This is a genomic window from Azonexus sp. (genome assembly GCF_030824335.1).
Lineage (GTDB): Bacteria > Pseudomonadota > Gammaproteobacteria > Burkholderiales > Rhodocyclaceae > Azonexus.
Map to the genome: position 1 here is coordinate 22,733 of NZ_JAVBXX010000033.1, position 12,004 is coordinate 34,736.

Consider the following 12,004-nt stretch of genomic DNA (forward strand, 5'->3'; position numbering starts at 1 on the left):
GGTCAGCGCACGCAGCCACAGCCGTAGTTTTCAGGCGTAGGCACTCACCTTGCTGCCGGTGTCGCTGGTTTTTGCGCCATAGAAGTTTTCGACTTTCCCCTGGCTGCTCGCGGCTTCCCGTTTTTCCTGCGCCTTTTCCATTCTCGCCTGTTGCTCCATCTGCGTGGCTTGCCCGGCGACCGCAATATCCTGGCCGGAGGGTTCGGCTGGCGCCAGTGCTGCGGCACGAATTCGCTGGGCACGGCTGATCGTTTCGTCCGGCGTTCTGCCGGGTGACGTGTCGATGCCGACTTCGCCGCCGGTGGCGTAACTGACGCCGTCCGGGCCTTTCTGGTAGGTGTAGCTGGCCCCCGAGGTAATCATGCCGCCGCCGGCTGCCATGTGTGCCGCCTCATGCATGCGCACCTTGCGGTCGGTTTCCTTCAGCTTGGCGACCTGGTTGGCCTCTTCCGGGCTGAGTTCCCCTGCTTTCTTTTCTGCATCCGTCGGTTGCTTCGGCGTTTCTCCATTGGATGCAGCAACCCGCTCAGACCGGTTGCCGGTTGAGGCGTAATAACTGCTGGAGGAGGAAACGCCGGAGATGTTCATGGCACAGATTGCATAGCGTATTTTCAATGCACGATAACAGGCACTGGAGCGAGGACCCTTGTTTTCATCTTAATCAGCTTGTGCAATAAAGCAACTTCAGTGCGACTTTCCTAGCGGCCTGTCAGCAGTTTGAGGCCGAAACTGATCAGCAGGACGCCAGCCAGTTTTTCCAGAAAAATTGATACTTTCGGATTGCTCTGCAGATGTTTGCTCAAGGCGCGGGAGAGCGCGATGGCAATGATGCAGTAAAGCAGGGTCAGGCAAGCGATGGTCGCGGCCATGAAGGCGAAGGTGACCAACCCGAGATGTTGTGCCGGATCAACGAAGAGCGGAAAGAAGGCCATGTAGAAAATGATGGCTTTCGGGTTGAGCAGCGTGATCATCATGGCCTGGCGGAGATAATGCCGGGGCTTGATCTCGAGTACCGGCGCCGCGCCAGGTTTGGCCAGCAGCATCCGGCATCCCAGCCAGGCCAGATAGCCAGCGCCGAGCCATTGCACGCCGTGGAAGAGGGCTGGGTTGGCCTTGAGCAGCGCCGCTACCCCGGCCACGGCCAGCCACATCAATACCTGGTCGCCGAGAATGACGCCAAGGCATGCCGCCATGCCGCCCCGAACGCCGCCTTTTGCGGTCGACGTCAATAAAGCGAGATTTCCCGGGCCGGGGACCATTAGAAAAACGATGATGGCGACGATGAATGCACCGTAATCGCTTACCCCCAACATAGGAAATCCCCCGCTCTTGGCATGTCTTCAGTTGCTGGCAAAAGTGAAGGCATCGGAAAAAAACTCTTCTTCCGGCAGGCCGCAGACATTGACGAATTCCTGCTTGGCCACGCCGATCATGACTGGCGAACCGCAGGCATACACCTGGTGCCCGGAAAGGTCCGGGAAGTCGCTGACGACCGCCTGGTGCACCAGCCCGCAACGACCGCCCCACGCGTCTTCTGCGGTGGCTTCGGAAAGCACCGGGATGTACTTGATATGCGTGTGTTCGGCCGCCCAGCGTTCAGGCAGTTCGTGTTGATAGAGATCAACGCGGGCCTTGGCGCCCCAATAGATATGCAGCGGACGCTTGCAGTCGGTGGCCAGTGCCTGTTCGACGATGCCCTTGATCGGCGCGAAGCCGGTGCCGCCGGCGAGCAGGATGACCGGCTTGCTCGAGTCGTCGTGCAAATGGAAGCTGCCGTGCGGCCCATTGAAACGCATGATGTCGCGCACCTTCATGGTGGTGAACACCTGCTCGGTGAAGAAGCCGCCGGGGACATGGCGGATGTGCAATTCGAGCATGCCGTCGTCGCGCGGCGCATTGGCCAGCGAAAAACTGCGTTTGCGGCCGTCCTTGAGCAGGATGTCGATGTACTGGCCGGCGAGGAATTGCAAATGTTCATTGGCCGGCAGGCGCAGGTGAATCTCGATCACATCCGGCGCCAGTCGTTCCAGCTTTTCGATACGGGCCGGCAGGGTCTTGACCGGGATGTCGTGCGCCGAGCGCAACTGCTTGCATTCGATGGTCAAATCGCTGGTGGGGCGGGCGCAACAATAGAGCGCCAGTCCGGCGGTCTTTTCCTGATCGGTCAGGGCGTGTGGCTGAGCCATGCCATGCTCGACACTGCCGGACATCACCTGTCCCTTGCAGGCGCCACAGGCGCCGTCCTTGCAGCCGTAAGGCATGGTCAGGCCCTGGCGCAGCGCGGCGTCGAGCAGGGTTTCATCGGTTTCAGCCGCAAACTGGCGGCCGCTTGGCTGGACTGTCACTTGGTAGCGCATCGGTTCCCCTTGGTCGTCGGCTACAATGCCAACGTGCAAAAAATCCTGATTGTCGGCAGCGGGGACGTCGCCCGCCGCATCCTTACCCACCTTGCCCCGCGCAGTTGCGGACACATCCGTGTTCATGCCTTGTTGCGCGATCCTTCGCGCCATGCCGCCTGGCGTCAGGCCGGCGCGATACCGGTGCCGGGTGATCTGGATGACCGGCACAGCCTGAACCGGCTGGCTGGTCTGGCCGACATCATCCTGCATTTGGCACCGCCACCGGCCAGTGGTCTGACCGATACGCGGACCCGGCATTTGCTTGCTGCACTGGGCAAGTCGAAAAGTCTACCACGCCGGCTGATTTACGTAAGCACGACAGGGGTTTACGGGGATTGTGCCGGTGCCCTTATCGACGAAACGCGGCCGCTGAATCCGGATAACCCGCGTGCACTGCGCCGGGTTGATGCCGAAAACTGTTTGCGCGCCTGGGGTGCCCGGCAGGGTGTGTGCGTTTCCATTCTGCGTGCGCCCGGCATTTACGCGGCCGATCGCTTGCCGCTCGAACGCCTGCAAAAAGGCCTGCCGGCGCTGGTTGACCGCGATGATGTATTCACCAATCACATTCATGCCGATGATCTGGCGGCGGCCTGCATCGCCGCGATGCGGCGCGGGGCGGCGAACCGGATTTACAACGTGGTCGACGCGTCGGATCTGAAAATGGCCGATTATTTCGACCGCGTAGCTGATGCCTTTGCCTTGCCGCGCCCACCGCGTCTGGCCCGGGATGACTTGGCCGGCGCCGTGTCGCCGATGCAATTGTCCTTCATGCGCGAATCGCGACGCATCGGCAACCAACGCCTGACAAACGAATTGAAACTGCGCCTCGCCTATCCGACCGTGGATGCCGGCATTGCCGAGGCCATCGCAAGGAGAAGTGCATGCTCGTCGTGAAAACCCTGCATATCTGGATGGTCATTTCCTGGTTTGCCGGTTTGTTTTACCTGCCGCGAATTTACGTCAATCTGGCGATGGTGCCGGCCGATAGCGTGGCCGAGCGCGAGCGTCTATTGCTGATGGCGCGCAAACTGTACAAGTTCATGACGCCGCTCGGCGTGCTGGCGGTGGGTTCCGGCTTGTTGCTGTGGTTCGCCTACGGGTTCACCGGCGGTTGGCTGCACGCCAAGACCACCTTGGTGGCCGGTCTGGCGGCTTATCATGTGTATTGCGGTCAACTGCTCAAAAGCTTCGAAAATGGCCGCTGCACCAAGTCGCACATCTGGTTCCGCTTTTTTAACGAAGTGCCGGTCATCGTTTTGCTGATCGTACTTTTCCTTGTTGTCCTGAAACCATTCTGACATGAACAAATATTTTGCCATCTGCCCGCGCGGGCTCGAAGAAGTCCTGGCTGACGAATTGCGTGCCATTGGGGCCGAAGACTTGCGGTCAACGCATGGCGGCGTACATTTTTCCGGCGACTGGGCGGTTTGCTACAAGGCCAATCTGGAATCCCGGATCGCCACCCGCATTCTGTGGCATATCGTCACCGGGCCGTACGCCTCCGAGGACGATATCTATCGCCTGGCGGTGCGTCAGTTGTGGCCGAACCATTTCGCCGTGTCGCGGACGATGCGGGTGGTGACGACGGCGATCAAGTGTCCGCTGAAGTCACTCGATTTCGTCACGCTGCGCGTCAAGGACGCCGTCTGTGACCGCTTCCGCGAGGATTTCGGCGAACGGCCGAATATCGAGACGCGTAACCCGGATGTCAGCGTGCATGTCTTTCTGACCGAGAACCAGTGCACGCTGTACCTCGATACTTCCGGTCAACCTTTGTGGCAACGCGGTTTCCGCAAGGCCAGCGTGGATGCGCCGCTGAAGGAGAACCTGGCGGCCGGCATCCTCAAGCTGAGCGGCTGGCAGCCCGGTACGCCGCTGATTGATCCGATGTGCGGCAGCGGCACCTTCCTGCTCGAAGCCGTGCAGATGGCGCTCGACCGTGCCCCCGGTCTCGACCGTGGATTCGCCTTCGAACTGCTGAAAAAATTCGAGGCGCTGACCTGGGCGACCATCCGTGCCGCCGCCGAAGCCCGCGTCAAACCGGCCGAGCGCATGGACATTCGTGGCTGGGATATCGACGACAAGGCCGTCCGTGCGACGCGGCGCAATCTGCAGGAAGCCGGTTTCGACAATATTGTTACGGTCGACCAGGGTGATGTGCTGGAAATCGCACCGCTCAACGAACATGGAATCTTGATTGCCAACCCGCCCTACGGCGAGCGCATCGGCGAACAGGATCAACTGTCGGCTTTCTACCCGCAACTGGGCTCGGCCTTGAAGCGCCACTGGGCCGGCTGGAACTGTTTCTTCTTTACTGCCGATCTGACGCTGCCCAAAGGCCTGGGTCTGAAGCCCAGCCGCAAGACGCCCTTGTTCAACGGGCCGCTGGAATGCCGGCTGTTCGAAATCCGCATGGTGGCCGGGAGCAATCGCAAGGTCTGATTGCTGCGTTGCACAAGCGTTGGCATTTGATTCGGCTCGATTTTCCGCAGACAATGCCGTGCGATCATCATTTCCAATAAAAAAGCTCAGGAGAACCGCATGTCCGTACAGTCCCTCTACCAACAAAAACGCATGTCGGCGGCAGACGCCATTCATGTCCTGCAGGATGGCGACACCATCGTCATACCGACCGGCGTTGGTGAGCCCCCCAGTTTGTTGAATGCCCTGTCAGATGTCCGCCGTAATTACCGCGACATCAAGATTTCGCAGATTCTGCCGCTGCGCAAGTATGGCTATCTCGATCCGACGACGACCGAGCATGTGCGGCACAGCGCCTATTTCTTTGGCGGGGCAACGCGTCCGGGCGGTCAGGAAGGCTGGGTTGATTTCGTGCCGGCCTATTTCTCTGAACTGCCGATGCTGATCAAGCGCGGCCTGACCCCATCCGAAGTGGTGTTCAGCATGGCTTCGCCGATGGATGAGCACGGCTATTTCTCGCTGTCGCTGGCCCCGGATTACACGATGGCGGCGATTGAAAAGGCGCGCGTTGTCGTTCTCGAAGTCAATCCGAACGTCCCCTTCGCCAACGGCGATTGCCATATCCACATTTCCCAGGTCGCGGCATTGACCGAGAGCAGCGATCCGCTGATGGAAGTTGGTTTGCCGAAAATTGGACCGGTGCAGGAAGCCATCGGCAGTTATGTTGCCGACATGATCCCGAACGGCGCCACGCTGCAGATCGGCTACGGCGGCATTCCCGACGCGGTGGTCATGCAGCTGACCAACAAGCACGATCTCGGTATCCATACCGAAATGGTCGGCGATGGCATCATGACGCTGGTTGAAGCCGGCGTGGTCAATAACCGCAAGAAGAACTACCACCGTGGCAAGATGCTGGCGACTTTCGCCCTCGGCTCGAAGAAGCTGTACGACTTCATGCATCGCAACCCGGCACTGGAAATGCATCCGGTCGACTTCACCAACGACCCATATCTGGCAGGTCAGAACGATAACCTGCACTGCATCAACGCCACGATGCAGATCGATTTCCTTGGCCAATGTGGTTCGGAAAGCCTCGGTGCCAAGCCCTATTCAGGGACCGGCGGTCAGGCCGACTTCGTGCGCGCCGCCAATCGTTCCAACGGTGGCAAGGCCTTCATCGTGCTGCCGTCGACCGCCAAGGACGACACGATCTCCCGTATCGTGCCGACTTTGACGCCGGGTACCCATGTGTCGACCAGCAAGAACGACATCAACTATGTCGTGACTGAACATGGCGTTGCGCAGTTGCGTGGGAAGAGTGCCAAGCAGCGTTGCGAAGCCCTGATTGCCATCGCCCACCCGGACTTTCGCGGTGAACTGCGTGAAGCAGCGAGAAAGATGAATCTATTGTGAGGTGTTGATGAACCTGCAGAAGCGATTTTCCGATCAGGAAGTGGAGCAGATTGTCGAGGAGGCGACCATTTACATGTGCGCCTGCCCCGGACAGGTTGCCGTGCAATTGCGCAGCCTGCGCGAACTGTTCCGCTATCAGAACGCTTGTGTGCTTGAGCCGGGCAACGATCTGGCCGTGCATCAGACAATCGCCGAAGCCACTGCGCGAGCACACGCCATCATGGAAGATTGCATGGACCGAGTGCTCACCATTGAAGGTTGGGATCGGTCTACGCTGAAAATGCCGGAAGGTCTGAGGCGCAAGCGTGCAGAGTTGATCGAGCGCGACGATTGTTGATTTCCCGCGTTGCTTACAAGCTGTAGCAACTTTCCACTGCCGCTTCGGGCGGCAGTGGACTAAGCTTGCAGTGTAAGGATTGGGGGTGACATGAAGCGCAATCAAGTTTTCGCTGTTGTAATTTGTCTGGGCATCATTACGGTTCAAAGTGCTTGGGCGCATTCGCCACATCGACCGCGGACCCATGTTGGTGTGGTTATTGGCCCGGTTTGGTCACCGTTCTGGTTTCCGCCGCCCGTTTACTATCCTCCGCCGGTTTTGATTGCGCCACCAGCACCTCTTCCGCCAGTTTATATTGAACAGGTGGCGCCACCGCCGGCCGCAACGACGGCCGATTACTGGTACTACTGCAAGAGTGCGCGGGCCTACTATCCCGCGGTTGCCGACTGTGCCGAGGGCTGGTTGCCCGTCCTTCCTCAGCCTGAAAAATAAGAGGTGTCTGCCATGCGCCAGTATCGTCTCCCCTTCGTCCTGTTGTCCGCTCTGTTCGCGCTGGGTGCTTGCACAGTCATTCCGACCGGACCGAGCGTCATGGTGCTACCGGGGAGTGGTGTGAGTATCGAACGATTTCGGGCCGATGAGGCATGGTGCCGTGATGATGCGATGTATCTGATTGGTGGCAAGGCAGCTGGTTCGGCACAGCGCGAATCGGCGTTGAGCAGTGCTGTTGTCGGTACGGTTATCGGTGGCTTGGCGGGTGCAGCAATCGGCGGCAATAGCCGGGGCGCTGCTGTGGGTGCCGGGGTTGGTCTGCTGGCCGGGAGCGCTGTCGGTAGCGATGCGGGGAGGAGTTCCGGCATCGGCACCCAGCGCCAGTACGACAATGCGTATATCCAGTGCATGTACGCCAAAGGACATCGCGTACCGGTGCCTGGCAATGTCAGCTATTCAAAGCCGGTTAAGGCAGAGGAAGCCGGTATTCCGGCGCCCCCATCCGGCCGGCCGCCAGCACCGCCGCCCGGCGTGCGCTAAATCAGGCGTATCAATTACAAAGCTGAATGCTTTTGACGGCCTGTTTTTACTTGAAATTACACAGATAACGGCTACTGTGAACATCAATAGATGCTTCTGGTTTGATGTTCACATCCCTCTGTGCAGTTCACGTAAATGCCAGTTCGAAAGATTCCGAAGAACTACCGAAACGTTACGGGTATCGCCGCACAAACCAAGGCGATAGGAGAAGCTCAATTCGAATCTCCATTAGAGAGAGACTTTATTGCGCTCCTGGAGTTCTCGCCAGAGGTGGCAAGGTACGAAGTTCAGCCGGTCAAAATTGAATGGAAGGATGCGCAGGGAAAGCCGCGCTACTACCGCCCGGATGTGCGCGTCGAGTTTTGCGATGAATTGAAACGTCCGCCTTGGCTATACGAGGTGAAGTGCAGAGACGATTTACGTGCGCATTGGGACGAGCTGCGCTCCAAGTTTCGGCAGGGCATCCGATACGCTCGGAAGCAGGGTTGGGTATTCCATCTGGTGTCAGATGTGGAAATACGAACGCCCTATCTGACAAACGTCCGCTTCCTGTTGGGCTATCGAAACCGGACAATTCCGAAGGCGTCGATTGAGGCAGTGTTGCATGCCTCCGAGCGATTGGGGGAGGCGAGCGTTGAACAGCTCCTTCAGGATTTGTCTGACGATCCGTGGCAACAGGCCGAGTATCTGCCAGCGATTTGGTATTTGATCGCCAACTGGCGACTCCATGCCGATCTTCAGCAAACGCTGACCATGGCTTCTCCGATCAGGAGATTCGCATGACTAAGCCACTCGCCCTCAATTACGGCGCGACGGTTTTTTACCAAGGGAAACCGTACGTCATTAGTCAGGAGTCGCACGATTTTACGACTGTTGTTATCCGCGACGCCGACAGCGGCAAGCTTTCGCAAGTGGCAATTGTCGATCTTGCTTCGGGCCACGAGGAACCGCCTGTTCCTCAGCATGATTTGGCAGTGGTGCCCGAGAAGGATTGGCAAGAAGCGATGCGAATTTACGGCATCATCCAACCCCTGCTGGATCTGCCCAACCGGACCATCGATGACGTGGCTGCACGCGCGGAGGTGTGCAAGGTTCACTACGCATCGATCTATCGGTGGATTCGCCAGTACGAGAAAGATGGCCGGATTTCGGTATTTTTGCGCCGTCGCCGTGTCGATGCCGGGAAAATCCTGTTGTCCGAGCCGGTCGAGCAAATCATCAAGGACGTACTCGATTCGAAATACCTGACCAATCAGAAATTGTCCCCGGCGAAGATTAGCCGGGAAATCGATAAGCTGTGCAAGCGCGCACAGCTCAAGCCGCCGCATCCCAATACGATTCGGAATCGAATCAAACGCCTTGATTCGTACAAGACAACCAAAGCTCGCGAAGGCGCGAAGGCAGCCGAGGCCGAGCACTTGCTACTCCGTGGCAAGTTTCCTGGTGCGGAGCAGCCGCTGGCGGTGGTGCAGGTCGATCACACACCAGTCGATTCGATTCTGGTCGATGACATCCATCGCTTGCCTATTGGACGCCCCTGGCTGACGCTTCTGATCGACGTCTATACGCGCATGATTCTTGGCTACTACATTTCCTTTGACCCACCGGGGAATCTGTCGTTGGGACTGGCGCTGACACATGCCATTCTTCCCAAGGAGAGTTGGCTGATCAACCTGGGTATTGATGCCAAATGGCCCTGCTGGGGACTGCCTCGAACCATCCATGCTGACAATGCTAAGGAGTTTCGCGGCAACATGCTCAAGATCGCCTGCCAGGAGTACGGCGTGAATATCGAGTGGCGGCCTGTAGCAAAACCGCGCTATGGCGCCCATATCGAACGCTTGTTGGGAACGCTCAACGAGGAAATTCATAGCCTGCCAGGAACGACGTTTTCCAACACAACGGAACGCGGAAAGTACGATTCCGATGGCGAGGCAACGATGAGTCTCAAGGAATTTGAGCGATGGTTCACGCATCTTTGCGTCAATGTCTATCACCAACGACCGCATTCATCGCTGGGTATGTCGCCGATTGCCAAATGGCAGCAAGGGATTCTGGGAACGAAGAAGCAACCAGGGATCGGGCTACCGGAGCGCATCAGTGACGATATCAAATTGAAGTTGGATTTGATACCCTTTGAAACCCGGACAGTGCAGCACTACGGCATCGTCTGGGACCACATCGAATACCAGCACGACGTGCTTCGGCGTTGGGTGAATGAACCCGATCCCGATCAGCCGAAGATCAAAAGGAAGTTTCTGTGTCGCCGGGACCCGCGAGATATCAGCGTGATTTGGTTCTACGATCCGGAAATTCGTCAGTACTTTGCGATCCCTTACCGAAACACGTCCCATCCGGCGATCAGCATCTGGGAGCTGCGCGCTGCTGAAAGGCGAGTCCTGGAGGAGCAACCGACCGTGCCGGTCGATGAGAATCGGATCTTTGCGGCCTATGACAGGATGCAGGAGATTGAAGAGCAGGCCAAAAAAGTCACCAAGAAGACCCGACGGAACAACGAGCGCAAGCGCGTCGGTGTGGCGAAGGCGGGTGCGCATGTGCCACGCCAGCCGGTAGCAGTTGAAGACAGGCTACCGCCTTTACCGCCGCCACGCCGCGACCTGAAGCCCTATGATGATGCGGACGACCTGCAAGATGTCTGACGCCACCGCTCACTTGTCCGAAAAGGCTGCTGCCTATCTGCTGCGGCCGGATGCAGAGCGTATTGCCTACATTCGCTCTCCGCGATGGATTGGCTATGACAAGGCAAAAGATGTCCTTGATCGGCTGGATTCGTTATTGACACATCCCAAGTCGCACCGGATGCCGAATCTGCTCGTTGTCGGGGATACCAACAACGGCAAAACCATGGTGGTGAAACGCTTTTGCGCCAAGCATCCCCCGGACGACAACGTGGAAGGCGGCAACGTGACGGTGCCGGTGTTGTTCGTGCAGGCACCGCCTGTCCCTGACGAAGGTCGTTTCTACAACGCCATCCTCGAACTCCTCTTTGCGCCCTACAAGCCGAGTGATCGGACTGATCGCAAACAGTTTCAGGCAATCAAACTGATGCGTGCCGTTGGTTTGCGTATGCTGGTGATCGACGAGATTCATCATATCCTCGCCGGCAATCTGACCCGCCAGAAGATTTTTCTGAACGTGATCAAGTTTTTGGGGAACGAGCTGGAAATTCCCATCGTCGGTGTCGGGACACGCGATGCATTTCGAGCGATCCAAACGGATTTGCAGTTGGCCAACCGTTTCGAGCATGCGGTTCTGCCTCGCTGGAAAAACGACGACGACTATATCCGGCTGCTGATGACTTTCGAGCGGATGATTCCGCTACGCAATCCGTCGTATCTCCATGATCCTGCGCTGGCGGACCGTATTTATGCGATGAGCGAAGGTTTTCTGGGAGAAATCTCCGATCTGCTGGTGGCCGCCGCCGTGCATGCGGTGAGCTCTGGCAAGGAGGCGATCGACCGCAATGTGCTGGAATCCATCGATTGGGCTGCGCCGTCAAAACGAAGGCTGCAGCCCGAAGGCTTGTGAGCCATGCTGTCCGGCAAGGTGTGGCCGGCTCATCCGAAGCCCTTGCCGGATGAACTACTGTCGTCGTGGATCGTGCGCGTGGCGGAAGCCAATGCAATCAAGCTGCAGACCTTGTCCTGGATGCTGTTTGGCAATGAGTTGTCTCCGTGGAATCGGGATATTGATCGCAACCCGCCTCGGTGGTTGATTGAGGCCCTCTGTCAGCATACGGGGAGCAGCGATGAGGATGTGTTCCAAACGGCATTGGTGACCTACGGTGGGATTCTCTATCCCCATCGTCAGGCCGTCGGGCAGCTTCGATGGATTTTGCCGATACGTAACTATGGCATGCGGCATAAGGCATTTGGGCAGCAGTTCTGTCCTGAATGCCTGGCAAAAGACACGATCCCGTATTTCCGCAAGCAATGGCGAGTGGCGCTGTTTACCTACTGCCCAGAACATCAGGTGGAATTACATGATGCATGTCCAGCGTGCGGGTCGCCTGTTGTGATTTATCGTGGCGACTTTGGGAGGGAATTGAAGGATGCTAGGCCACTGTATGTATGCCATTCCTGCGGGTTTGATTTTCGGAGTGCGGATAGGGTGGCGCCGGTATTTTTTTCACCGGAAATTGGAGGTCTATTCCACGAAATGTTGCGCTCGCTTTTACTACCGACCGGTAAAAATGAACATTTCGATCTGGGCTTCTTTGCCGTTTTGCATCAAATGACGCGGATTATGGTGATGCGACAGAACGCTGATAGGTTGCGTCGCCACATCGCCGGATGCATTGGCTGCGATGCGCCGCCAATGTAAGCGCCCGGCAAACTCATCTGTAAATTGACGCGCTAGACCGCGAAGATCGTGTCCCCTTAAAAACGATGGTGGACACTTTCGATGGAAATCCAGAAGCCAAGTCGGCGCCGGCGGC

14 protein-coding genes are annotated in these 12,004 nt (G+C 57.8%); 11 read left to right on the forward strand and 3 right to left on the reverse strand.

What is annotated here, in order from left to right:
* Nucleotides 1-30 precede the first annotated feature (30 nt).
* The 3 genes from RCI20_RS15480 to RCI20_RS15490 all read right to left on the reverse strand — a co-directional run bounded on the left by RCI20_RS15480 (nucleotide 31) and on the right by RCI20_RS15490 (nucleotide 2,357).
* Entirely contained in the window at nucleotides 31-588 is a 558-nt protein-coding gene (locus tag RCI20_RS15480) for a putative metalloprotease CJM1_0395 family protein (protein ID WP_306607066.1), read from the reverse strand.
* A 110-nt stretch (nucleotides 589-698) separates the two neighbouring features.
* Nucleotides 699-1,313: a LysE family transporter gene (locus tag RCI20_RS15485; RefSeq protein ID WP_306607068.1), complete on the reverse strand. Its 615-nt coding sequence runs from the start codon at nucleotides 1,311-1,313 to the stop codon at nucleotides 699-701.
* A 27-nt stretch (nucleotides 1,314-1,340) separates the two neighbouring features.
* A complete protein-coding gene (locus RCI20_RS15490; protein WP_306607070.1) occupies nucleotides 1,341-2,357 on the reverse strand; it encodes a CDP-6-deoxy-delta-3,4-glucoseen reductase in 1,017 nt (338 codons plus the stop codon).
* Nucleotides 2,358-2,390: 33 nt separating this feature from the next.
* On the opposite strand from RCI20_RS15490, the gene RCI20_RS15495 reads away from it, so the two are divergent.
* From RCI20_RS15495 to RCI20_RS15545, 11 genes are all read left to right on the forward strand, one after another.
* A complete protein-coding gene (locus RCI20_RS15495) occupies nucleotides 2,391-3,293 on the forward strand; it encodes an SDR family oxidoreductase (protein ID WP_306607091.1) in 903 nt (300 codons plus the stop codon).
* The gene (locus RCI20_RS15500; RefSeq protein ID WP_306607072.1) at nucleotides 3,281-3,697 is read left to right on the forward strand and encodes a CopD family protein; all 417 of its coding nucleotides are present in this window, start codon (nucleotides 3,281-3,283) and stop codon (nucleotides 3,695-3,697) included. The genes RCI20_RS15495 and RCI20_RS15500 overlap by 13 nt, the downstream gene beginning before the upstream one ends.
* 1 nt (nucleotide 3,698) lies before the next feature.
* Nucleotides 3,699-4,841: a class I SAM-dependent RNA methyltransferase gene (locus tag RCI20_RS15505; RefSeq protein WP_306607073.1), complete on the forward strand. Its 1,143-nt coding sequence runs from the start codon at nucleotides 3,699-3,701 to the stop codon at nucleotides 4,839-4,841.
* 99 nt (nucleotides 4,842-4,940) lie between these two features.
* Nucleotides 4,941-6,236, forward strand: a complete 1,296-nt coding sequence (locus RCI20_RS15510; RefSeq protein WP_306607075.1) for an acetyl-CoA hydrolase/transferase family protein — start codon at nucleotides 4,941-4,943, stop codon at nucleotides 6,234-6,236.
* 7 nt (nucleotides 6,237-6,243) lie between these two features.
* Nucleotides 6,244-6,573, forward strand: coding sequence for a hypothetical protein (locus RCI20_RS15515; RefSeq protein WP_306607077.1), 330 nt, complete (start codon nucleotides 6,244-6,246; stop codon nucleotides 6,571-6,573).
* 90 nt (nucleotides 6,574-6,663) lie between these two features.
* Nucleotides 6,664-7,005, forward strand: coding sequence for a hypothetical protein (locus tag RCI20_RS15520; RefSeq protein WP_306607079.1), 342 nt, complete (start codon nucleotides 6,664-6,666; stop codon nucleotides 7,003-7,005).
* Between the two features lie 12 nt (nucleotides 7,006-7,017).
* Entirely contained in the window at nucleotides 7,018-7,545 is a 528-nt protein-coding gene (locus RCI20_RS15525) for a YMGG-like glycine zipper-containing protein (protein ID WP_306607081.1), read from the forward strand.
* 135 nt (nucleotides 7,546-7,680) lie between these two features.
* The gene (locus tag RCI20_RS15530) at nucleotides 7,681-8,328 is read left to right on the forward strand and encodes a TnsA endonuclease N-terminal domain-containing protein (protein WP_306607083.1); all 648 of its coding nucleotides are present in this window, start codon (nucleotides 7,681-7,683) and stop codon (nucleotides 8,326-8,328) included.
* Nucleotides 8,325-10,205 carry a Mu transposase C-terminal domain-containing protein gene (locus RCI20_RS15535; protein ID WP_306607085.1) on the forward strand — a complete coding sequence of 627 codons (1,881 nt, stop codon included), beginning with the start codon at nucleotides 8,325-8,327 and terminating at the stop codon, nucleotides 10,203-10,205. The genes RCI20_RS15530 and RCI20_RS15535 overlap by 4 nt, the downstream gene beginning before the upstream one ends.
* Nucleotides 10,198-11,094: a TniB family NTP-binding protein gene (locus RCI20_RS15540; protein WP_306607087.1), complete on the forward strand. Its 897-nt coding sequence runs from the start codon at nucleotides 10,198-10,200 to the stop codon at nucleotides 11,092-11,094. The genes RCI20_RS15535 and RCI20_RS15540 overlap by 8 nt, the downstream gene beginning before the upstream one ends.
* A gap of 3 nt (nucleotides 11,095-11,097) precedes the next feature.
* On the forward strand, nucleotides 11,098-11,889 hold the full coding sequence (locus RCI20_RS15545) for a TniQ family protein (protein ID WP_306607089.1): 792 nt from the start codon (nucleotides 11,098-11,100) through the stop codon (nucleotides 11,887-11,889).
* Nucleotides 11,890-12,004: the final 115 nt, after the last annotated feature.

Excerpts from the sequence above, each read along its gene's own strand:
- RCI20_RS15480 (WP_306607066.1), bottom strand. The coding sequence starts at position 588 with ATGAACATCTCCGGCGTTTCCTCCTCCAGCAGTTATTACGCCTCAACC.
- RCI20_RS15485 (WP_306607068.1), bottom strand. The coding sequence starts at position 1,313 with ATGTTGGGGGTAAGCGATTACGGTGCATTCATCGTCGCCATCATCGTT.
- RCI20_RS15490 (WP_306607070.1), bottom strand. The coding sequence starts at position 2,357 with ATGCGCTACCAAGTGACAGTCCAGCCAAGCGGCCGCCAGTTTGCGGCT.
- RCI20_RS15500 (WP_306607072.1), top strand. The coding sequence starts at position 3,281 with ATGCTCGTCGTGAAAACCCTGCATATCTGGATGGTCATTTCCTGGTTT.
- RCI20_RS15505 (WP_306607073.1), top strand. The coding sequence starts at position 3,699 with ATGAACAAATATTTTGCCATCTGCCCGCGCGGGCTCGAAGAAGTCCTG.
- RCI20_RS15510 (WP_306607075.1), top strand. The coding sequence starts at position 4,941 with ATGTCCGTACAGTCCCTCTACCAACAAAAACGCATGTCGGCGGCAGAC.
- RCI20_RS15515 (WP_306607077.1), top strand. The coding sequence starts at position 6,244 with ATGAACCTGCAGAAGCGATTTTCCGATCAGGAAGTGGAGCAGATTGTC.
- RCI20_RS15520 (WP_306607079.1), top strand. The coding sequence starts at position 6,664 with ATGAAGCGCAATCAAGTTTTCGCTGTTGTAATTTGTCTGGGCATCATT.
- RCI20_RS15525 (WP_306607081.1), top strand. The coding sequence starts at position 7,018 with ATGCGCCAGTATCGTCTCCCCTTCGTCCTGTTGTCCGCTCTGTTCGCG.
- RCI20_RS15530 (WP_306607083.1), top strand. The coding sequence starts at position 7,681 with ATGCCAGTTCGAAAGATTCCGAAGAACTACCGAAACGTTACGGGTATC.
- RCI20_RS15535 (WP_306607085.1), top strand. The coding sequence starts at position 8,325 with ATGACTAAGCCACTCGCCCTCAATTACGGCGCGACGGTTTTTTACCAA.
- RCI20_RS15540 (WP_306607087.1), top strand. The coding sequence starts at position 10,198 with ATGTCTGACGCCACCGCTCACTTGTCCGAAAAGGCTGCTGCCTATCTG.
- RCI20_RS15545 (WP_306607089.1), top strand. The coding sequence starts at position 11,098 with ATGCTGTCCGGCAAGGTGTGGCCGGCTCATCCGAAGCCCTTGCCGGAT.